The sequence below is a fragment of the Pseudomonas sp. 4CAES_32.4 genome, from assembly GCF_058136335.1.
Genome location: NZ_CM176882.1, coordinates 4,840,338 through 4,860,202 on the forward strand (window position 1 = coordinate 4,840,338; position 19,865 = coordinate 4,860,202).

General features: G+C 58.1%; 23 protein-coding genes and 1 tRNA gene. 5 read left to right on the forward strand and 19 right to left on the reverse strand.

Going from position 1 to position 19,865, the window contains the following annotated elements:
• The first annotated feature begins 49 nt into the window (after window positions 1-49).
• The 4 genes from AC3Y64_RS21750 (at window position 50) to AC3Y64_RS21765 (ending at window position 3,805) form a co-directional block, all read left to right on the forward strand.
• Window positions 50-1,426, forward strand: a complete 1,377-nt coding sequence (locus AC3Y64_RS21750; RefSeq protein WP_489985210.1) for an L-serine ammonia-lyase — start codon at window positions 50-52, stop codon at window positions 1,424-1,426.
• A 49-nt stretch (window positions 1,427-1,475) separates the two neighbouring features.
• Window positions 1,476-2,600 carry a glycine cleavage system aminomethyltransferase GcvT gene (gene gcvT, locus AC3Y64_RS21755; protein ID WP_489985211.1) on the forward strand — a complete coding sequence of 375 codons (1,125 nt, stop codon included), beginning with the start codon at window positions 1,476-1,478 and terminating at the stop codon, window positions 2,598-2,600.
• A gap of 404 nt (window positions 2,601-3,004) precedes the next feature.
• The gene (locus AC3Y64_RS21760) at window positions 3,005-3,217 is read left to right on the forward strand and encodes a cold-shock protein (protein WP_003227496.1); all 213 of its coding nucleotides are present in this window, start codon (window positions 3,005-3,007) and stop codon (window positions 3,215-3,217) included.
• Window positions 3,218-3,316: 99 nt separating this feature from the next.
• Window positions 3,317-3,805, forward strand: a complete 489-nt coding sequence (locus AC3Y64_RS21765; protein WP_489985212.1) for an RDD family protein — start codon at window positions 3,317-3,319, stop codon at window positions 3,803-3,805.
• 83 nt (window positions 3,806-3,888) lie between these two features.
• On the opposite strand, the gene nadA is transcribed toward AC3Y64_RS21765, so the two are convergent.
• From nadA to AC3Y64_RS21860, 19 genes are all read right to left on the reverse strand, one after another.
• Window positions 3,889-4,947 (reverse strand): quinolinate synthase NadA, encoded by a 1,059-nt coding sequence (gene nadA / locus AC3Y64_RS21770; RefSeq protein WP_003227499.1) that lies wholly within the window; start codon window positions 4,945-4,947, stop codon window positions 3,889-3,891.
• A 270-nt stretch (window positions 4,948-5,217) separates the two neighbouring features.
• Window positions 5,218-5,293 (reverse strand) — tRNA-Lys (locus tag AC3Y64_RS21775).
• Window positions 5,294-5,355: 62 nt separating this feature from the next.
• Window positions 5,356-6,048: a 7-cyano-7-deazaguanine synthase QueC gene (gene queC / locus AC3Y64_RS21780; protein ID WP_489985213.1), complete on the reverse strand. Its 693-nt coding sequence runs from the start codon at window positions 6,046-6,048 to the stop codon at window positions 5,356-5,358.
• Between the two features lies 1 nt (window position 6,049).
• Window positions 6,050-6,697, reverse strand: coding sequence for a 7-carboxy-7-deazaguanine synthase QueE (queE, locus tag AC3Y64_RS21785; protein WP_489985214.1), 648 nt, complete (start codon window positions 6,695-6,697; stop codon window positions 6,050-6,052).
• Window positions 6,698-6,863: 166 nt separating this feature from the next.
• Entirely contained in the window at window positions 6,864-7,697 is an 834-nt protein-coding gene (gene ybgF / locus AC3Y64_RS21790) for a tol-pal system protein YbgF (protein ID WP_007912724.1), read from the reverse strand.
• Window positions 7,698-7,703: 6 nt separating this feature from the next.
• Window positions 7,704-8,201, reverse strand: a complete 498-nt coding sequence (pal, locus tag AC3Y64_RS21795) for a peptidoglycan-associated lipoprotein Pal (RefSeq protein WP_003178634.1) — start codon at window positions 8,199-8,201, stop codon at window positions 7,704-7,706.
• A gap of 52 nt (window positions 8,202-8,253) precedes the next feature.
• Window positions 8,254-9,534: a Tol-Pal system beta propeller repeat protein TolB gene (tolB, locus tag AC3Y64_RS21800; RefSeq protein ID WP_489988017.1), complete on the reverse strand. Its 1,281-nt coding sequence runs from the start codon at window positions 9,532-9,534 to the stop codon at window positions 8,254-8,256.
• A 17-nt stretch (window positions 9,535-9,551) separates the two neighbouring features.
• Window positions 9,552-10,616: a cell envelope integrity protein TolA gene (gene tolA / locus AC3Y64_RS21805; protein WP_489985215.1), complete on the reverse strand. Its 1,065-nt coding sequence runs from the start codon at window positions 10,614-10,616 to the stop codon at window positions 9,552-9,554.
• Window positions 10,616-11,068 (reverse strand): protein TolR, encoded by a 453-nt coding sequence (tolR, locus tag AC3Y64_RS21810; protein ID WP_161806672.1) that lies wholly within the window; start codon window positions 11,066-11,068, stop codon window positions 10,616-10,618. The genes tolA and tolR overlap by 1 nt, the downstream gene beginning before the upstream one ends.
• 23 nt (window positions 11,069-11,091) lie before the next feature.
• Entirely contained in the window at window positions 11,092-11,787 is a 696-nt protein-coding gene (tolQ, locus tag AC3Y64_RS21815) for a protein TolQ (protein ID WP_008080223.1), read from the reverse strand.
• The gene (ybgC, locus tag AC3Y64_RS21820; RefSeq protein ID WP_489985216.1) at window positions 11,777-12,244 is read right to left on the reverse strand and encodes a tol-pal system-associated acyl-CoA thioesterase; all 468 of its coding nucleotides are present in this window, start codon (window positions 12,242-12,244) and stop codon (window positions 11,777-11,779) included. The genes tolQ and ybgC overlap by 11 nt, the downstream gene beginning before the upstream one ends.
• A 127-nt stretch (window positions 12,245-12,371) precedes the next feature.
• On the reverse strand, window positions 12,372-13,433 hold the full coding sequence (ruvB, locus tag AC3Y64_RS21825; protein ID WP_007962024.1) for a Holliday junction branch migration DNA helicase RuvB: 1,062 nt from the start codon (window positions 13,431-13,433) through the stop codon (window positions 12,372-12,374).
• Entirely contained in the window at window positions 13,434-14,042 is a 609-nt protein-coding gene (ruvA, locus tag AC3Y64_RS21830) for a Holliday junction branch migration protein RuvA (RefSeq protein WP_003227522.1), read from the reverse strand. It abuts the gene before it with no gap.
• Window positions 14,043-14,157: 115 nt separating this feature from the next.
• Window positions 14,158-14,685 (reverse strand): crossover junction endodeoxyribonuclease RuvC, encoded by a 528-nt coding sequence (gene ruvC / locus AC3Y64_RS21835; RefSeq protein WP_129395231.1) that lies wholly within the window; start codon window positions 14,683-14,685, stop codon window positions 14,158-14,160.
• Window positions 14,686-14,824: 139 nt separating this feature from the next.
• Window positions 14,825-15,571 (reverse strand): YebC/PmpR family DNA-binding transcriptional regulator, encoded by a 747-nt coding sequence (locus tag AC3Y64_RS21840; RefSeq protein ID WP_007912738.1) that lies wholly within the window; start codon window positions 15,569-15,571, stop codon window positions 14,825-14,827.
• 129 nt (window positions 15,572-15,700) lie between these two features.
• On the reverse strand, window positions 15,701-17,476 hold the full coding sequence (gene aspS / locus AC3Y64_RS21845) for an aspartate--tRNA ligase (protein ID WP_122589594.1): 1,776 nt from the start codon (window positions 17,474-17,476) through the stop codon (window positions 15,701-15,703).
• Window positions 17,477-17,576: 100 nt separating this feature from the next.
• Entirely contained in the window at window positions 17,577-17,798 is a 222-nt protein-coding gene (locus AC3Y64_RS21850; protein ID WP_007912741.1) for an FmdB family zinc ribbon protein, read from the reverse strand.
• A gap of 131 nt (window positions 17,799-17,929) precedes the next feature.
• The gene (locus AC3Y64_RS21855) at window positions 17,930-18,268 is read right to left on the reverse strand and encodes a ribbon-helix-helix domain-containing protein (RefSeq protein ID WP_489988018.1); all 339 of its coding nucleotides are present in this window, start codon (window positions 18,266-18,268) and stop codon (window positions 17,930-17,932) included.
• A gap of 173 nt (window positions 18,269-18,441) precedes the next feature.
• Window positions 18,442-18,912: a Dps family protein gene (locus AC3Y64_RS21860; RefSeq protein WP_008080217.1), complete on the reverse strand. Its 471-nt coding sequence runs from the start codon at window positions 18,910-18,912 to the stop codon at window positions 18,442-18,444.
• 311 nt (window positions 18,913-19,223) lie between these two features.
• Here AC3Y64_RS21860 and AC3Y64_RS21865 point away from each other — a divergent pair, with 311 nt between their 5' ends.
• Window positions 19,224-19,826 (forward strand): cold-shock protein, encoded by a 603-nt coding sequence (locus tag AC3Y64_RS21865; RefSeq protein WP_122589597.1) that lies wholly within the window; start codon window positions 19,224-19,226, stop codon window positions 19,824-19,826.
• Window positions 19,827-19,865: the final 39 nt, after the last annotated feature.

Here is a 19,865-nt window from a genome sequence, read left to right on the forward strand (position 1 = left end):
AAGCCTGATGTTTCGCCAATTCCTATAACAAGAAACCGGAGAACCACTCATGTCGTTAAGCGTGTTCGACCTGTTCAAGATTGGCATCGGCCCCTCCAGTTCCCACACCGTCGGCCCGATGCGTGCTGCTGCGCGTTTCGCCGAAGGTTTACGCCGTGAAAGCCTGCTGACGGCCACCGCCAGCGTTCGCGTCGAGTTGTACGGTTCCCTCGGCGCCACTGGCAAAGGTCACGGCAGCGACAAAGCCGTGCTGCTCGGCCTCGAAGGCGAACACCCCGACACCGTTGATACCGAAACCGTCGCCGCGCGCCTGCAGGAAATTCGCGGCAACGGTCGCTTGAACCTGCTCGGTGAACACAGCATTTCGTTCAACGAGAAAGAACACCTGGCGATGATCCGCAAGCCATTGGCCTATCACCCCAACGGCATGATTTTCCGCGCTTTCGACGCGGCAGGCCTGCAGATCCGCAGCCGCGAGTACTACTCGGTCGGTGGTGGTTTTGTCGTCGACGAAGATGCCGCCGGTGCTGATCGCATCGTCGAAGACGCCACGCCGCTGACCTTCCCGTTCAAAAGTGCCAAGGACTTGCTCGGTCATTGCGCCACCTACGGTCTGTCGATCAGTCAGGTGATGCTGACCAACGAAAGCGCCTGGCGCCCGGAAGCGGAAACCCGTGCCGGGCTGCTGAACATCTGGCAAGTGATGCAGGATTGCGTCGCGGCGGGTTGCCGTAACGAAGGCATCTTGCCCGGTGGTTTGAAGGTTAAACGCCGTGCGGCAGCGCTGCATCGGCAACTGTGCAAGAACCCGGAATCGGCGCTGCGCGATCCATTGTCAGTGCTCGACTGGGTCAACCTCTATGCCTTGGCGGTCAACGAAGAAAACGCCAACGGCGGTCGGGTGGTCACCGCGCCCACCAACGGTGCGGCGGGGATTATTCCGGCGGTGCTGCATTACTACATGCGTTTTATCCCCGGTGCGAATGACGACGGCGTCGTGCGTTTTCTGCTGACCGCTGCGGCCATCGGCATTCTCTATAAGGAAAACGCCTCGATCTCCGGCGCCGAAGTCGGCTGTCAGGGTGAAGTCGGCGTGGCCTGTTCGATGGCGGCCGGCGCATTGTGCGAAGTGCTCGGCGGCAGCGTGCAGCAAGTCGAGAACGCCGCGGAAATCGGCATGGAACACAACCTCGGCCTGACCTGCGATCCGATTGGCGGGCTGGTGCAAGTGCCATGCATCGAGCGCAATGCCATGGGCTCGGTGAAAGCGATCAACGCGGTGCGCATGGCCATGCGTGGCGACGGTCAGCATTTCGTCTCCCTCGACAAAGTCATCCGCACCATGCGCCAGACCGGCGCCGACATGAAAAGCAAATACAAAGAGACCGCCCGCGGCGGTCTGGCGGTCAACATTATCGAATGCTAATTAGCCCCCTCTCCTTGGGAGAGGGTTGGTGTGAATCAAGGAGTTCCGCATGTCCACCGAACAATTGTCGAAAACCCCGCTGCACGCTCTGCACATCGAGCTCGGCGCCCGTATGGTTCCGTTCGCCGGCTACGACATGCCGGTGCAATACCCGCTCGGCGTGATGAAAGAACACCAGCACACCCGTGAGCAGGCCGGGCTGTTCGATGTTTCACACATGGGCCAGATCCGCCTGACCGGTGCCAACGCCGCCAAAGCGCTGGAAACCCTGGTGCCGGTGGACATTATTGATCTGCCGGTGGGCATGCAGCGTTACGCGATGTTCACCAACGAGACCGGCGGCATCCTCGATGACCTGATGGTTGCCAACCTCGGCAACGACGAACTGTTCCTGGTGGTCAACGCCGCGTGCAAGGAACAGGATCTGGCTCACCTGCAACAACACATCGGCGATCAGTGCACCATTACAGCGCTGTTCGAAGAGCGCGCACTGTTGGCGTTGCAAGGTCCGGCTGCCGTTACCGTGCTGGCGCGTCTTGCGCCGGAAGTGGCGAAGATGACCTTTATGCAGTTCAATCGCGTGTCGTTGTTGGGCGTGGAGTGCTTTGTCAGCCGTTCTGGTTACACCGGTGAAGACGGTTTCGAAATCTCGGTGCCTGCCGCTGATGCTGAAAAACTTGCTCGCACGTTGCTGGCTGAACCGGAAGTCCAGGCCATCGGCCTCGGCGCCCGCGATTCGCTGCGCCTGGAAGCCGGCCTGTGCCTGTACGGCCACGACATGAACACCGAGACCACGCCGATCGAAGCGAGCCTGCTGTGGGCGATGTCCAAGCCACGCCGCGCCGATGGCGCAAGGGCTGGCGGTTTCCCGGGGGCAGAAAGCATTTTCGCCCAGCAGCAGAATGGTATTGCGCGCAAGCGTGTCGGGCTGCTGCCGCAAGAGCGTACGCCAGTGCGTGAGGGCGCAGAAATCGTCAATGAAGCCGGCGAAGTCATCGGCAGCGTGTGCAGCGGTGGGTTCGGTCCGACCTTGGGCGGGCCATTGGCGATGGGTTACCTGGACAGCGCCTATGTCACCCTGGACACAACTGTTTGGGCAATCGTACGTGGGAAAAAGGTGCCAATGCTTGTAAGCAAAATGCCATTTGTTCCACAACGCTACTATCGCGGTTGATTGACTGTTTCTATAAGTAACGCGATTGCGTGATGCGTGCACTAATGTGTCACGCAATCGCCACAAAAAAGTGCATTTTCTAACATCCGATTCGAATATGAACTTTGCTTATAACGTCCGAAAACAATTGAACAAGCTAATCGTCTAAGGCTGCACTAGCGAACTGACTAACTAGCATCAAGCACAGTAAAACCGGGGCCTTCAGGGGGCTTGTTTTTTCTCCCGTAGTTGGCGTAGAGTTTCTCCACTGTGTTTGCATGGGTCAGCTTGGAATCGTGACCTGGGCAGTAGCCTACAAGTTAGCTACATCCCGTTCGACGTCTTCTTACTCTCCTGCAACCAGCCCCAGTACTCTTTCATGTGAAAGAGACTGTCATTAATTTTTGCGTCAAAGGAAATAAGAAATGTCCACACGTCAGAGCGGTACCGTCAAGTGGTTTAACGACGAGAAAGGTTTTGGTTTTATCACTCCAGAAAGCGGTCCGGATCTGTTCGTGCATTTCCGCGCCATTCAGGGCAACGGCTTCAAGAGCCTGAAAGAAGGCCAGAAAGTGACTTTCGTTGCTGTGCAAGGCCAGAAAGGCATGCAGGCTGACGAAGTACAAGCAGAAGCCTAAAACCTTCTGTAACGAAAAAGCCCCTGATATTGATATCAGGGGCTTTTTTGTGCGCGCGAAACCGTAAAATGGCGCTTCAATTTGCGTCCAGAGGCTGCCATGTCGAAAAACCTGCTCACGCCCCAAGGGGATTTTCCTCCCGTTGCCCTTGGTCGCCGTTTGGCCGCGATGTTTTATGACTTTTTGCTGTGCACGGCACTGCTGATCGTCAGCGGCTTCGTTTACAAGATGATTCAGGCAGCGATCATTGGCGAAGAGCGTCTGCGGGTGATGACCGATGCCGGGCAACTGGACGGCGACCCGCTGTATTCGACGGTGCTGCTGCTGGTGTTATTCGCTTTCTTCGCCAAGTTCTGGACCCATGGCGGGCAGACACTGGGCATGCAGGTGTGGGGCATTCGCGTGCAGAACGCCAATGGCAGCGCAATCAGCCTGTGGCAGGCCCTGTTGCGCTTTATGGTGTCGATCGCATCGTGGCTGTGCGTGGGGTTGGGATTCTTCTGGTCGCTGTACGACAAGCAGAAGCGCACGTGGCATGACATCTATTCGGATACCCGCGTGGTGCGGATCCCGAAGAAACAAAAGTAAGCGCCCACAAAAAAAGATCGCAGCCTTGGGCAGTTCCTACATTGTTCTCTGTAGGAGCTGCCGAAGGCTGCGATCTTTTGCTTTTAGGCGTTACCGGCCAGCTTCATCCGTGCTGCCTGGGTGAAGTCGAGCATGCGCTTCAACGGTCGAATCGCCTGTGGAATCAACGCCGGATCAACAAAGATCTCGTTCGTCCCCTCCTTCAAGCTCTTCAGCGTGCGCTCAAGGGTGTTCATGGCCATCCACGGGCAATGTGCGCAACTGCGGCATGCTGCGCCGTTACCAGCGGTTGGCGCCTCGATGAAGACCTTGTCCGGGCACAACTGCTGCATCTTGTAGAAGATGCCGCGGTCGGTGGCGACGATCAGCGTCTTGTTTGGCAGACTCTGCGCAGCAGCGATCAACTGGCTGGTGGAACCGACGGCGTCCGCCAGCTCGATCACCGACGTTGGCGACTCCGGGTGCACCAGGATCGCGGCGTCCGGGTACAGCGCCTTCATGTCTTCCAGCTGCTTGGACTTGAACTCTTCGTGAACGATGCAGGCACCGTCCCACAGCAACATGTCGGCGCCGGTCTTGCGCTGAATGTAGGTCCCGAGATGCTTGTCCGGTCCCCAGATGATCGTTTCGCCGTTGTCCATCAGGCTTTCGACGATCTCCAGCGCGCAGCTCGATGTCACCACCCAGTCGGCCCGAGCCTTAACTGCCGCCGAAGTGTTGGCGTACACCACCACCGTGCGCTCCGGGTGCTGATCGCAGAACGCCGAGAACTCGTCGACCGGGCAACCCAGGTCCAGCGAGCACGTCGCGTCGAGCGTCGGCATCAGCACGCGTTTTTCCGGGTTGAGAATCTTCGCGGTCTCACCCATGAACTTCACGCCGGCAACCACCACGGTCTTGGCCGGGTGGGCGTTGCCGAAGCGGGCCATTTCCAGGGAGTCGGATACGCAACCGCCGGTTTCTTCGGCCAGAGCCTGAATCACCGGGTCGCAATAAAAGTGGGCCACCAGCACCGCGTCCTGAGCCTTGAGCTCGGCGGCGATGGCGGAACGGTAATAAGCCTCTTCCTCAGCCGTCAGCGGTTTGGGCTGCTTGGCGTCGAGGTGAGCTTGAACCAGAAGGCGTTCGGAAATCTGCGTCATGTTCGCAAGACCTGCAGGCGCGTTCGCGCGAAAGTCGAGTATACACCCGGCTCCGGACCGCTTGAGGGTACCGCCGGGAGAGTGAGTATTATCAGGCACGGACAGCATTGAAGCTGCGCAAGGCTACAGAATATCCCGTTGATACAAAAGGTGATTCTGACCTGCGTCAGCGCCGCCGGCACTGAAATGCCCTCAGCCAAATCGCAGGCAAAAAAAAACCCGGAAATCCTCACTTTCGTGGGCCTTCCGGATTTTCTAAACCGCCAAATATGGTGGGTCGTGTGGGATTCGAACCTACGACCAATTGGTTAAAAGCCAACTGCTCTACCAACTGAGCTAACGACCCGCTGTGTGGTGGCGCGTATAATACTGATTTTTAAGGACTATTCAACACCTTTTTGAAAATAATCAAAAATAAGGTGTTGGGTCGTCCACACCAGCGGCCGCAAAGCCCTCTGCGCGCAGGCGGCAGCTGTCGCATTTACCGCACGCGCGGCCTTCATCGTCAGCCTGATAGCAGGAAACGGTCAGACCATAATCAACGCCCAGCTTCACGCCCGCCTGGACGATCTGCGCCTTGCTCAGGTTCTGCAACGGCGCCTGAATACGGAAGCCGTTGCCTTCGACACCGGCCTTGGTCGCCAGATTGGCCATGCGCTCGAACGACTCGATGAACTCGGGACGGCAATCCGGGTAACCGGAATAGTCGACTGCGTTCACGCCAATAAAGATGTCACGTGCACCGAGCACTTCGGCCCAACCCAGCGCCAACGACAGGAACACGGTGTTACGCGCCGGCACGTAGGTCACCGGAATGCCTTCACCCAGCTCTTCCGGAATGTCGATGCTGGTATCGGTCAGGGCGGAGCCGCCCATCCCGTTGAGGTTCAGACCGATCACTTTGTGCTCGACCACGCCCAAATCGCGAGCCACGCGTGCAGCAGCGTGCAATTCGGCGTGCGAGCGCTGACCGTAGTCAAAGCTCATGGTGTAGCAGGCGTAACCTTCAGCGCGGGCCATCGCTACGACGGTGGCCGAATCGAGGCCGCCAGACAGCAGGATTACCGCACGTTTTTCGGTAGTGTTCAGTTGTTCAGTCATATCAGCGCCCCGGCTCATCATTCCATAGATATTTATGCAGCTGCAGTTGCAGGCGCACTGGCAGGTTGTCTGCCACCACCCAATCCGCCAGATCCCTGGCATTGAGGTCATGATGACTTGGGGAGAACAGCACTTCCCCCGCACGTCGATCAAGCCCGTACTGGATCAGCTTCGACACCGCCCAGTCATAGTCTTCCCGCGAGCAGATGACAAATTTCACCTGATCGTTAGAGGTCAGCAGTTCGATGTTCTCGTAACGGTTGCGATGAGCTTCTTTCGAACCCGGCGTTTTCAGGTCGACGACGCGGCTCACGCGCGGATCGACCGCCGAAACGTCGAGGGCACCACTGGTTTCCAGCGAGACCTCGTAACCGGAATCACACAACTGTTTAAGCAAAGGAATGGCGTTCGGCTGAGCCAGCGGCTCACCACCGGTGACACAGACGTAACGCGGACGGAATCCGGCCACCTGCTCGAGGATGTCGTCGAGGGTGCGGATCGTGCCGCCGCTGAACGCATAAGCACTGTCACAGTATTGGCAACGCAGAGGGCAACCGGTCAGGCGCACAAAAACAGTGGGCAGCCCGGCAGTCCGCGTTTCCCCCTGCAATGAGTAGAAAACTTCGGTAATTCTCAATGTGTCTTGCATAGTCGCCACGGGCGTAACAGCTAAACAGGCTGTCCGCCTCCGTCAGGCACTTCAGGCAATCCCGCCAACGCGTAGACCGCAAGAAGCGTGTTTCAGAAAAAGGGCGTGAATTCTAACGAAAAAACCCGCGACAAGCGCGGGTTTCTTCTAAACGGGTAAAGCAGGCTTACATGCGTTGCAGATCGCGTTGAGCCAACTGTGCGGCAGAGGTACCCGGATATTGGGCCACCACCTGCTGCAGAATGCCTTTGACCTTGTCGGTATGACCGAGGCGGCGCTCTACGTCAGCCAGCTTGTACAGCGAATCCGGCACTTTGGCGTGTTTGGGATACAGCTGCGAAACCTTGGCGAAAGCCTGACCTGCACCTTGCAGATCGCCCTTGGCCAGGTTGACTTCGCCCAACCAGTACTGGGCGTTGCCCGCGTATTGACTGTTCGGGTATTTGCGCAGGAAAGCGGCGAAAGCCTGGCTGGCCTTGTCGAAATCCTTGGCTTTGATCAGGTCGAAAGCGGCATCGTAATACAGCTTTTCCTTGGCCGGATCACCCGGTTCGCTGCTTGCAGCAGGTGCCTGGGCAGCAGCCCCGGCGCCAGCGGCAGCACCGGCAGCAGCACTTGCATCGCCACCGGCAGAAGAATTCTCAGGAGTCGCGGCAGGTGCAACACCGGATCCTATGCGCCGATCAAGATCCTGGTATCGCTCCAGGGATTCTTGCTTCATGCGCGCAACCTGATTCTGCAGTTCTTCAATCACACCTTGCTGGCGCGATATCTGATCCTGCATTTGTTGCAGTTGGTTGAACAGCATGCCTTGTGCCGAGGCAGGGGCCGAAGCCGCTCCCCCGGCATAGGCGCCGTTCGTACCGTAACCTGCAGGCGGATAACTGCTCCCGCTATTGTTATAACCGGAGTTGTCATCGACCACAGGAACCGCAGCCCACGCCGCAAGCGGCGCGAGGCTGAGAGCCAGAACAGTTACAGCACGACGGCACGTTCGCATATCGAATTACTTACGCAGTTCGACGCGACGGTTTTGAGCCCAGGACTGCTCGTCGTTGCCGGTAGCAACTGGACGCTCTTCGCCGTAGGAAACCAGTTCCAGCTGAGCTGGGGAAACACCTTGCAGTACCAGGTAGCGCTGAACGGCTTTCGCACGACGCTCGCCCAGTGCCATGTTGTACTCACGAGTACCACGTTCGTCGGTGTTGCCTTCCAGAACAACGCGAGCGCCGTTTGCTTTCAGGTCTTTGGCGTGAACGTCCAGAGCGCGCATGGCTTCTGGCTTCAGGTCCGAGCTGTCGTATTCGAAGTAGAAGGTGGTGATTGCGCGCAGAGCAGCTTCTTCGCTCAGGGAACCGTCAACGGCACCAGTGTTTGCGCCGTAACCAGCGTTTGGATCAACAGCGCCTTCACCGGCGTTGTCGCCGCCTTTGGACGAGCAACCTACAGCTACAGCCATGGCCAGAGCCAGCGCAGCAAATTTACCAAACTTCAGCATTTCCATCGTGAAACTCCTAATGAACCCCAGTGTGTTAAGTAAAACGTGTAGCGCCCGCTCACTTCAGGTAAGGGGACCAGGACGGTTCTCTGACTTCGCCTTGAGCGGTAGGAAGCGGGAGCCTAACGCGTCCATTAATGGACACGAGCATCAAGACTCCCCGGCCCTGTTGGCGGGTGGCGTAGATTACCATGGTGCCGTTGGGCGCAACAGTAGGTGACTCGTCCAGAGTGCTATCAGTGAGGATCTTTACACTACCTCGCTGCAGATCCTGAGCTGCCACCTTGAAATTGGTGAAGCCATCCTGACGATGGATCATCACCAAAGTCTTTTCATCAGCCGACAATTTCGGGTTGGCGTTGTAGTTGCCTACAAACGTCACACGCTCGGCACCACCGCCACTGGCGCTGGTTTTGTAGATCTGCGGCTTGCCGCCACGGTCCGAGGTGAAGTAGATGGTCGAGCCATCCTTGCCCCAGAACGGTTCGGTGTTGATGCCCGGACCAGAGGTCACACGGGTGATCTGACGCGAACCGAGGTTCATCACGTAGATGTCCGGGTTACCGTCTTTCGACAATACAAATGCCAGACGATTACCGTCCGGCGACCAGGCTGGCGCGCCGTTCAGGCCTTCGAAGTTGGTGATCTGCTCACGGCGACCGGTGTCGATGTTCTGCATGAAGATGCGCGGACGCTTCTGCTCGAACGACACGTAGGCAATACGCTTGCCGTCCGGCGCGAAACGCGGCGACAGGATTGGCTCACGCGACTGCAACAGAGTCACTGCACGGGCACCGTCGTAGTCCGAACGCTGCAGGGTGTAACGGGTGTTCTTCTCGGAGAAGCGTTCAGCCGTTACGTAAAGCAGGCGAGTCGAAAACGCACCTTCAATACCGGTCAGCTTCTGGAACGACTGGTCGGAGATGAAGTGCGCCATGTCGCGCAGTTGCTCGGTAGTACCGGAAACACTGCCGTCAGCCACTTTTTGTTCGGTGGCAACGTTGAACAGAGCCCACTGCACCTGCAGACGACCGCCCGCTGGAGCAATGCTGCCGACCATCATGTATTGAGCACCCACCGCCTTCCAGTCACGGAAGATGATTTCGCTCGGCTGGCTTGGCTGGCTGATCATGTTTTGCTTCGGAATCGGCGAGTAGTAGCCCGAGTTACGCAAATCGTTACCAATAATTTCAGCCATGTCGTCCGGCAGCACCGCACCGCCCTGCATGCCGAACGGTACAACGGCGATCGGGGTGGCCCGATCGCTGCCGCTGGTGACCAGAATGTTCTTTTCATCAGCCATCGCGATCCCTGCCATGCAGCAGATCACGACCAGCATTCCTCGAAGAAGGTTTCTCACAAGGCTAGATCCTCAGGTGTGAATGTCATCTTGAATGAACGATACGGAGCGAAATCGCTCGGCTTCATTCCCTGCATTTCTGTCAAACGTCCAATATTCTTCACTGCGGCGACTGCCGACGCATCGAACGGACCATCGCCACTGGACTTGGAGACGCTGACCGAAGTCACCGTACCGTCCGGCAACATGCCGATTTGCAACACGACCGTCATGCCTTTGCGTGCCGAAGGTGGACGAGCCCAGCCTTCTGCAGCCCGCGCACGAATCAGGTCATCGAAACTGCCCGCGACTTCGTCACCCTGTTCATCGGCCAAGGCCTGCTGGCGCTGCGGCGTATCGGAAAGCAAATCGGCCAAGGCTTGGGCCTTTTTGTCTTCGGTCGATTTACGTGCCGCATCCTGCGCTTTCTTCTTCGCAGCATCGGCAGCAGCTTTCTTCTTGGCGTCCTCGGCGATTTTCTTCTTCGCCTCGTCAGCTTCAGCTTTCTTCTTGGCGTCTTCGGCGGCTTTCTTCTTCGCGTCTTCGACGATTTTCTTCTTGGCTTCTTCAGCGGCCTCTTTCTTGGCCTCTTCTTTAGCCTCTTCTTCGGCTTTCTTCTTGGCTATATCAGCCAATTGTTTCTCTTCGGCCTTCTTGGCTTCGGCTTTCTTCGCGTCGTCGGCTTTCTTGGCATCATCTGCCTTCTTCACCTCGTCCGCTTTTTTCGCCTCATCGGCCTTCTTGGCTTCCTCGGCCTTTTGAGCCGCTTCTTCTTTCTTTTGTTCCGCAGCCTTCACCGCTTCCTGCTCGACCTTTTTCTGCTCCATCTGCTCGACTTCGGTCTGGCGCGCGGCGGATTTCTTCGCCTCACCCGCAATCTTCTGATTGGTCTGGGTGGTTGCCTGACTTTTCGATTTCAGTTGGTACAAGGTCGCCTGGACAATCGGCTTGGCCGGCGGCAGCTCCGGTGTGAAGGCGAAACTGACGAACAGCATGCCGAACACTAGCACGTGCAAGACGATCGCCCAGACACTAGGCCAGAAGAAGCTTTCCGAGGCGGACGGCTCTCTCTGTTGCTGCATCAGGGGGCCTCGGTAATCAAACCAACGTTACCGACCCCGGCTTTCTGCAACCCGCCCATGGCACCCATGACCGAACCGTAATCGACAGTCTTGTCGCCACGGATGAAGACCTGGGTACGCTTGCCGCCTTCGGTGCCGGCGCGAATGATCTTGGTCACCGCATCCGTCATTTGTGGCAGGGTCATCGCCCTGTCCTGCTGCTTCTCGGTGTCGACTTCGCTGCCAAGGTTCCAGTAATAGGTCTTGTCAGCCTTGATCGAAATGGTCAGGACCTGGGTGTTGTTGTCCTGCGGCAAGGCTTCGCTGGAAACCTTGGGCAGATCAACTTTCACGCCCTGATTGAGCATCGGCGCGGTCACCATGAAAATGACCAGCAGTACCAACATCACGTCGATGTAAGGCACCACGTTCATCTCGGCGACCGGCTTGCGCTTTTTGCGAGCTCGAGCGATTAAAGCCATTGGAAATTACCTGCTTATTCTTCGCTGGTGTGCACTTTGCGGTGCAGGATCGCCTGGAATTCATCGGCGAAGGTGTAGTAGCGGCCCAGCAAGGTTTCGCTGCGAGCGGCGAAACGGTTGTAGGCGATTACTGCAGGGATTGCAGCGAACAGACCGATCGCGGTGGCGATCAGGGCTTCGGCGATACCCGGGGCCACAGTGGCCAGGGTCGCTTGCTGGGCGCTGGCCAGACCGCGGAAGGAGTTCATGATGCCCCAGACAGTACCGAACAAACCGATGTACGGGCTGACCGAACCGACGGTGGCGAGGAATGGCAGGCTCTGCTCCAGCTTCTCTTCTTCGCGGGAGATGGCGACGCGCATGGCACGGGCCACACCTTCCATCACCGCTTCAGGATCGACACCTGGCTGCTGACGCAGACGCGAGAATTCCTTGAAACCGGCACGGAAGATTTGCTCCACGCCCGAATCCGGATCCGGGTTGCTGCCCGCCTGACGATACAGTTTGGACAGATCGATACCCGACCAGAAGCGCTCCTCGAAGCTCTCCAGGGCGCGTCGACCGGCGCGCAGCAGATTGCTGCGCTGAAAGATCATGATCCATGAGGTCACCGATGCGGCCACCAGGGTCAACATTACCAACTGCACCACGATGCTGGCATTGCTGACCAGGCTCCACATGGAGGAATGGTCGACGACGTTAGCTTCCACGCTTTATCTCCTGCTTTGAGTGTGTACCCGGGCCGCCCGCGTCGGCGAAAGCCGTACGCAGGTCTTCGGGAAGGGCCCGGGGTTTCAAACTGTTAGTGCGCACACAGGCCACCAAAAACTGCCCTTCACAGAGCAGCACATTATCCGTAGCCCGCCTGACCTGCTGTTTGAAGCGCAGGCTGGCACGGTTCAATTCGATTACTTCGGCGCTTACCAGCAGTTCGTCGTCCAGTCGCGCCGGCGCGTGGTAACGCGCTTCGCTGGAATGCACGACAAACAACAGGTCCTGCCCGGCCAACTGCGATTGGGCAAAGCCCAGTTCGCGGAGCCGCTCGGTTCGAGCCCGTTCCATAAACTTGAGGTAATTAACGTAATACACGATGCCGCCCGCATCGGTGTCCTCGTAATAAACGCGACAACGATGTGCGAACGGCTCAAGCCCGTTTTGCGCGCGCATACTCTAGTGCTTACTCCTCAGGTTGCCAATCCGGCCAGGCAACTGTTTTTCATGGTTTCAGAGCTTTACCGCAAAAGTACCGTCCTATGACCGTACAAACCCCGAATAAATCGACAACAAATGTGTATTAATCGTCCACGGCATCGAGAAACTCGTCTGCCACGGGCATTTCGCCCATTCGTGACGGAATGTTTAAACCGAAATGCAGATACGCATGCCGTGTCACTACCCTGCCCCGCGGCGTGCGCATGATGTAACCCTGCTGAATCAGGTACGGCTCCAGCACGTCTTCAATGGTGTGGCGCTCTTCGCTGATCGCCGCCGCAAGACTGTCGATACCGACCGGCCCGCCGTCGAACTTCTCGATCATGGTCAACAGTAGACGTCGATCCTGATGGTCGAAACCATGCTCATCAACATCCAGCAGGTTCAAAGCCAGATCCGCTACCGATTTGGTGATGTGCCCTTTGGCGCGGACTTCGGCAAAATCCCGTACTCGACGCAACAAACGGTTGGCGATTCGCGGCGTACCACGGGCGCGGCGAGCGATCTCGAAAGAACCCTCCGGATCCAGCGGCAGACCGAGAATGGCCGCCGAACGACTGACAATCGTCGCCAGATCCGCCGTGCTGTAGAACTCAAGACGCTGGACGATACCGAAGCGGTCACGCAACGGATTGGTCAGCATGCCGGCGCGGGTGGTCGCACCCACGAGGGTAAATGGCGGCAGATCGAGCTTGATCGAGCGCGCGGCCGGCCCTTCACCGATCATGATGTCGAGCTGGAAATCTTCCATCGCCGGGTACAGCACTTCTTCGACGATCGGCGACAGACGATGGATTTCGTCAATGAACAGCACGTCGTGCGGCTCGAGATTGGTCAGCAGCGCCGCGAGATCACCCGGACGCTCCAGCACCGGCCCGGACGTGCTCTTGATCGACACACCCATTTCCTGGGCAATGATGTTCGCCAGCGTGGTTTTACCCAGACCCGGCGGGCCAAAGATCAAGGTGTGATCGAGAGATTCACTACGCCCACGAGCGGCCTGAATGAACAGCTCCATCTGCTCACGCACGGTCGGCTGGCCAATGTAGTCGGCCAGACTGACCGGGCGAATGGCCCGATCCTGGACTTCTTCGCGCTCGCGCGGGCTGTGCGCGGCGGCGATCAGACGATCAGCTTCAATCACTTAAATCATTCCCTTCAGGGCACGGCGGATCAGATCTTCACTGCTCAAATTCTTGTCCTTGATGGCGGTAATCGCCTTGCTGGCTTCCTGCGGCTTGTAGCCCAGGGAAATCAGCGCGCTGACCGCATCGTTCTCGGCCGTGTTGACCGGTGCCGGACCGTCCGGCTGATTCGGCACCAGCGCAAACATGGCCGGCGAAGTTTCCCACGCCTTGAAGCGATCTTTCAGTTCGACCAGCAAGCGCTCGGCGGTTTTCTTGCCGACGCCCGGGACTTTGGTCAACGCCGAGGTGTCCTGCGACTGCACGCAGCGGATCAACTCGTCGACCTCCAGGCTCGACATCAAGGCCAAGGCCAATTTCGGCCCGACACCATTGAGACGGATCAACTCACGAAAAAAGTCTCGCTCACGCTTGCCGGCAAAACCATAGAGCAACTGCGCGTCTTCGCGTACGACCAAATGGGTGTGCAGGGTCAGCGGTTCACCGACCGACGGCAGGCGATAAAGCGTGGTCATGGGCACTTCCAGCTCATACCCGAGGCCGTTTACATCCAGAATCAGGTGCGGCGGCTGTTTCTCAGCCAGGGTGCCGCGCAAGCGTCCAATCACGTTTCAGATCCTTGAGCGTTGGCCAGCCGTGGGCTGGCGACTATCAAAAGAAGGATTCCAGGCCGACGACCCAGGCGCAGGAATTCCGCTTTCAGGAAAATTGATGCTGATGCTATCAGAGACGCAGGCGCCCGCCACGACTGCGTGCGGTTCCCAAGCCGTGCGGTAACAGACTCGAACGTGTGTGCGCATGGCAAATGGCGATGGCCAGGGCGTCCGAGGCATCGATCTGCGGTTTGGCGGTCAGTTTGAGCATGTGCATGACCATCATCTGCACTTGCTCTTTATTGGCGGCGCCGGTGCCGACCACGGCTTGTTTGACCTGAGTGGCGGTGTATTCGGCGATCTCCAGACACTCTTCGGCACCGGCAACGATGGCGGCGCCACGGGCCTGCCCGAGTTTCAGCGCCGAATCGGCGTTTTTCGCCATGAAAACCTTTTCGATGCCCATGGTCACCGGGCCGTAGGTCTGAATGATCTCGCGTACGCCGCGATAGACGATTTGCAGACGTTCATGCAGTTCGCCCGCGCCGGTGCGGATGCAGCCCGAAGCCACATAAATGCAGCCACCACGTCCGGTATCGCGAACAATCCCGTAACCGGTGATACGCGAACCGGGGTCGATACCAAGAATTAAAGTCATAGGCCTGCTGGTTCGAAATAACACAAAAACAAATGTGGGAGCTGGCTTGCCAGCGATGACGGAGTGTCAGGCGCCATCAATGCTGATGCGCCGACGCCATCGCTGGCAAGCCAGCTCCCACATTGAAGCCTAGCCGCTCTTAACCGAGCTGAGCGGCCACGTCTTCCGGAATGTCCGCATTGGAGTAGACGTTCTGCACGTCATCCAGATCCTCAAGCATGTCGATCAGCTTGAGCACCTTCTCCGCCCCTTCCAGGTCCAGTTCGGCGCTGGTGGTCGGCTGCATGACGATTTCCGCATCGTCACCCTTGAAGCCAGCGGCTTCCAACGCGTTGCGTACGGCGTAGAAACTGGTGAACGAGGTGAACACGTCGATCGAGCCGTCTTCGTGGCTGACCACGTCATCGGCATCGGCTTCCAGCGCGGCTTCGGTCAGTGCGTCTTCATCGACGCCCGGCGCGAAGCTGATCTGGCCTTTGCGTTCGAACAAATACGCCACCGAACCGTCGGTGCCGAGGTTGCCACCGCATTTGCTGAACGCATGGCGCACAGCGGCTGCGGTACGGTTGCGGTTGTCGGTCATGCACTCGACCATCACCGCTACGCCGCCCGGGCCGTAACCTTCGTAGGTCAGCTCTTCAACGTTGTCCGCTTCGGTCGCACCGGCGCCGCGCGCGACGGCACGGTCGATGATGTCGCGGCTCATGTTCGCGCTCAGTGCCTTGTCCAGCGCCAGACGCAGACGCGGGTTGGAGCCCGGATCACCGCCACCCTGACGGGCCGCAACGGTCAGTTCACGGATCCACTTGGTGAAGATCTTGCCTCTCTTGGCATCCTGACGTTCTTTGCGGTGCTTGATGTTCGCCCACTTGGAATGACCTGCCATAACTCGCTCCGAATTCTCTTTGAAACGTTGCCCGCCCTGCTTTTTGCAGCGGCCAGCAAACAAAAAATCTCGACCTGCTTTCCATAGAAAGAAAAAAGGCGCATCCGAAGATGCGCCTTCAGGCCCGTCTTACTCAGCCTTTGGCGTTTCGCGCAAACGAATGTGCAGCTCGCGCAATGCCTTGGCATCCACCACACCCGGTGCTTGCGTCATCACGTCGGCAGCACTCTGGGTTTTCGGGAAGGCGATCACTTCACGGATCGACTGGGCGCCGGTCATCAGCATCACCAGACGGTCCAGACCGAAGGCCAGACCACCGTGCGGCGGTGCACCGTACTTCAAGGCGTCGAGCAGGAAGCCGAATTTCTCTTCCTGTTCTGCTTCATCGATACCCAGCAGACGGAATACCGACTGTTGCATCTCTTTACGGTGGATACGGATCGAACCGCCACCCAGCTCGGTGCCGTTCAATACCATGTCGTACGCGCGGGACAGAGCGCCAGCCGGGTTGGCTTCAAGCTCTTGTGGCGTGCACTTCGGTGCGGTGAACGGGTGGTGCAGCGCGGAGAAGCTGCCGTCGTCGTTTTCTTCGAACATCGGGAAGTCGACGACCCACATTGGCGCCCACTCGCAGGTCAGCAGCTTCAGGTCGTGACCGAGCTTGATACGCAGTGCGCCCAAGGCTTCGCTGACGATCTTGGCCTTGTCGGCGCCGAAGAACACGATGTCGCCGTCAACTGCGCCAACGCGATCGAGGATGGCGTTGAGGTTTTCCAGCGGGATGTTTTTCACGATCGGCGATTGCAGGCCATCAACACCGGCAGCACGCTCGTTGACCTTGATGTACGCCAGGCCCTTGGCACCGTAGATGCCGACGAACTTGGTGTAGTCGTCGATCTGCTTGCGCGGCATGCTCGCCCCGCCTGGAACGCGCAGTGCAGCGATACGGCATTTCGGATCGTTGGCCGGGCCGCTGAACACTTTGAAATCGACTTCTTTCAGTTGGTCGGCAACGTCGACCAGCTCCAGCGGGTTACGCAGGTCTGGCTTGTCGGAACCGTAACGGCGCATGGCTTCTTCGAAGGTCATGTGCGGGAAGTCACCGAATTCCAGCCCCAGCACTTCCTTGAACAGGTTGCGGATCATTTGTTCGGTCAGGCCCATGATCTCTTTTTCATCGAGGAAGCTGGTCTCGATGTCGATCTGGGTGAATTCTGGCTGACGATCAGCGCGCAAGTCTTCGTCGCGGAAGCACTTGGCGATCTGGTAGTAGCGGTCGAAACCGGCCACCATCAGCAGTTGCTTGAACAGCTGCGGCGATTGCGGCAGGGCGAAGAACGAACCGGCGTGAGTACGGCTTGGCACCAGATAGTCACGCGCACCTTCAGGGGTGGCACGGGTCAGGATCGGCGTTTCGACGTCGAGGAAGCCGTTTTCGTCGAGGAAGCGACGGATGCTGGTGGTCATGCGCGAACGCAGACGCAGCTTCTCGGCCATTTCCGGACGACGCAGGTCGAGGAAGCGATAACGCAGGCGGGTTTCTTCGCCAACGTCGGAGAACTCGTTCAGCGGGAACGGCGGGGTTTCCGACTCGTTCAGCACTTCCAGTTCGTAGCCCAGCACTTCGATCATGCCCGAGGCCATGTTGGCGTTGGTGGCACCGGCCGGACGCAGACGCACCTTACCGGTGATCTTCACGACGTACTCACTGCGCACGCGGTCGGCGGCGGCGAAGCTCTCGGCGCGATCCGGGTCGAATACCACTTGGGCCAGACCATCACGATCACGGATATCGAGGAAAATCACCCCGCCGTGGTCGCGGCGACGGTGAACCCATCCGCAAAGGGTAATTTCCTGGCCTTCCAGGCTTTCGTTCAGTTGGCCGCAATAGTGGCTGCGCATCATGATAATGGTTCGCTTCTCGTCATTCGATATTCGGTGGAGATCCCGGCGCTCTGAAGCGACCCGGAAACTCACGCGTGTTCGTTCAACCTGGGTTTGAACCCTAGTCAGATTTGTCGCCACCGGCCAGATTCTTCTTGGCGCCGGTCTTGAAATCAGTCTCGTACCAACCACCGCCACTGAGGCGAAAGCCTGGCATGGACAGCTGTTTCTTGAGCTCTGGTGCCTGGCAGGCAGGGCAGTCGACCAGCGGTGCCTCGCTGATCTTTTGAATGGCTTCCAACTGATGACCACAGGAAGCACATTGGTAATCGTACATCGGCATGGGGGTGTCTCGGCGATCAGATTGCCACCGCGCGCAGGGCTTTGCGGCGAAAGAGCGGGATTATATCGATTAAATGCGGCCTGTGCAGCCGTATCACTGCACAGGCCACTGACTCGCCTGCAACCGCTGTTTCAGAGCGAAACCCCGGTTGCGGCTTGCCTTGATCCACTCATGACACACACGACCCGCACCAGCGCGCTGAAGTTTTTCACCCCGCCGTGACGCAGATGCACCTCACGATCGACGTAGGACAGCAGCGAGCTGATCGAGCAGCCATTGTCTTCAGCCATGTTGCCAAGGATATTCCAGTAGACCTGCTCCAGGCGCAGGCAGGTCGCATATCCGTTCAAACGCACCGACCGCGATGTCGGCCGGATCAATGCCATGTCGAACTCGTTGACGAACGGATCGACTTTTATCTCATGCCGCGAAACGACGATCCTGTCGCTTCGCCTGTGCTCATCTAGCATATCGGTGACACTCCTTTGCCATCTCTGCTGTTTTTTTTCAAAGCCACTTCCTGTGTCTTCATCAAAACGCAGACGCAAAGTTATATCCAGATGACTTGTTGACCGTCACCGTAGGATAAGCCGACACCAACAGTAGGACGCGGACAACCCTCAGGGTCGCCCGCGTACTCGGGTTACGCTTCGAGCAGTGCGCGCAGCATCCACGCGGTTTTCTCGTGCACCTGCATGCGCTGGGTCAGCAGATCCGCGGTCGGTTCGTCACTGACCTTGTCCAGCAGCGGGAAAATCCCCCGCGCCGTGCGAGTCACCGCTTCCTGGCCTTCGACCAACTGCTTGATCATGTCTTCAGCGCTCGGCACTCCGGTTTCTTCCTTAATAGAAGAAAGCCGCGCGTAAGTCGCATAAGCGCCCGGCGCGGGAAACCCCAGTGCGCGAATGCGCTCGGCGATGGAATCGACGGCCAGTGCCAGTTCGTTGTATTGCTCTTCGAACATCAGGTGCAGGGTACGGAACATCGGCCCCGTGACGTTCCAGTGAAAGTTGTGGGTTTTCAGATACAGCACGTAGGTGTCCGACAGCAGTCGCGACAGCCCTTCGACAATGGACTTGCGATCTTCTTCACTGATTCCGATATCGATTGCCATGTTTACCCCCTAACGGCGATTGAGTTCATCCAGCAGGTGCAGAACCACTCTAGCAAGGCTGGCAACACCGCGCAGCCTTGACGGCCAGAACAAACTGCGACAAATCGACTGATGCCATGCCACTGGCCGGGCTGATTTGAGTAGCCGCAGGCTTTGCTGTTAAATAGGCAGTGTGTCGCCATGCCCCATTCTCCGGGGCGTTGCGCATAGGCTGATGCCGCGTACGTGTCTACCGCCTCTTATTTTGTTCCGAAGCGAACCGTGCACCTTCAGCTCTTCCTTGTGAGCCGTCATAACGTGAGCCAATCAAAATGTTGAAAATCGTCCACCTGCTAATGGGCGCAGCAGCCTTGCTGCTGTCGTTCATACCTAGCTTGAAATCCGAAGCCGTTCCCTACCTGCAACAACCCGATGCACTTTACCTGGCCTTTTTCGGCCTGCTGAACCTGGTGATTGCTCCAGTAATTCCATACTGGAACAAAGGCCCGCGCCAGCATCTGCAAAATCTGGTCAGCGCGCTTCTGGTGCTGACTGTCGTCCTGCAAACCCTGACCCTGATCGCGCCGATGCCTGTTATCGCCGGTCAGCCCGCTGTGCTGTTCAGCCTGGTCATCGCTCTGGTTGCCGTCATCCTGCACCTGGCCGTCAGTTTTTATCGTTCTTCACCGGCTGCCGCGCCAACCAGCTATGACATGACCAACCGCGATACCGGTACGGTCAAGTGGTTCAACACCTCCAAAGGTTTCGGCTTTATCTCCCGGGATTCCGGCGATGATATTTTCGTGCACTTTCGTGCGATCCGTGGCGAGGGCCATCGCGTCCTGGTCGAAGGTCAGCGCGTCGAGTTCTCGGTGATGAACCGGGACAAAGGCCTGCAAGCCGAGGACGTCATCGCCGCCCTGCCGCGTCGCTGAGCCAAAGCAAAAAACCGCGAACAGCTGAGCTGTTCGCGG

Bases quoted from the DNA above. Each gene is read 5' to 3' on its own strand.
- AC3Y64_RS21750 (WP_489985210.1), top strand. From the start codon at position 50: ATGTCGTTAAGCGTGTTCGACCTGTTCAAGATTGGCATCGGCCCCTCC.
- gcvT (WP_489985211.1), top strand. From the start codon at position 1,476: ATGTCCACCGAACAATTGTCGAAAACCCCGCTGCACGCTCTGCACATC.
- AC3Y64_RS21760 (WP_003227496.1), top strand. From the start codon at position 3,005: ATGTCCACACGTCAGAGCGGTACCGTCAAGTGGTTTAACGACGAGAAA.
- AC3Y64_RS21765 (WP_489985212.1), top strand. From the start codon at position 3,317: ATGTCGAAAAACCTGCTCACGCCCCAAGGGGATTTTCCTCCCGTTGCC.
- nadA (WP_003227499.1), bottom strand. From the start codon at position 4,947: ATGACGCAGATTTCCGAACGCCTTCTGGTTCAAGCTCACCTCGACGCC.
- queC (WP_489985213.1), bottom strand. From the start codon at position 6,048: ATGACTGAACAACTGAACACTACCGAAAAACGTGCGGTAATCCTGCTG.
- queE (WP_489985214.1), bottom strand. From the start codon at position 6,697: ATGCAAGACACATTGAGAATTACCGAAGTTTTCTACTCATTGCAGGGG.
- ybgF (WP_007912724.1), bottom strand. From the start codon at position 7,697: ATGCGAACGTGCCGTCGTGCTGTAACTGTTCTGGCTCTCAGCCTCGCG.
- pal (WP_003178634.1), bottom strand. From the start codon at position 8,201: ATGGAAATGCTGAAGTTTGGTAAATTTGCTGCGCTGGCTCTGGCCATG.
- tolB (WP_489988017.1), bottom strand. From the start codon at position 9,534: ATGCTGGTCGTGATCTGCTGCATGGCAGGGATCGCGATGGCTGATGAA.
- tolA (WP_489985215.1), bottom strand. From the start codon at position 10,616: ATGCAGCAACAGAGAGAGCCGTCCGCCTCGGAAAGCTTCTTCTGGCCT.
- ybgC (WP_489985216.1), bottom strand. From the start codon at position 12,244: ATGCGCGCGCAAAACGGGCTTGAGCCGTTCGCACATCGTTGTCGCGTT.
- ruvC (WP_129395231.1), bottom strand. From the start codon at position 14,685: ATGACTTTAATTCTTGGTATCGACCCCGGTTCGCGTATCACCGGTTAC.
- AC3Y64_RS21840 (WP_007912738.1), bottom strand. From the start codon at position 15,571: ATGGCAGGTCATTCCAAGTGGGCGAACATCAAGCACCGCAAAGAACGT.
- aspS (WP_122589594.1), bottom strand. From the start codon at position 17,476: ATGATGCGCAGCCACTATTGCGGCCAACTGAACGAAAGCCTGGAAGGC.
- AC3Y64_RS21850 (WP_007912741.1), bottom strand. From the start codon at position 17,798: ATGCCGATGTACGATTACCAATGTGCTTCCTGTGGTCATCAGTTGGAA.
- AC3Y64_RS21855 (WP_489988018.1), bottom strand. From the start codon at position 18,268: ATGCTAGATGAGCACAGGCGAAGCGACAGGATCGTCGTTTCGCGGCAT.
- AC3Y64_RS21860 (WP_008080217.1), bottom strand. From the start codon at position 18,912: ATGGCAATCGATATCGGAATCAGTGAAGAAGATCGCAAGTCCATTGTC.
- AC3Y64_RS21865 (WP_122589597.1), top strand. From the start codon at position 19,224: ATGTTGAAAATCGTCCACCTGCTAATGGGCGCAGCAGCCTTGCTGCTG.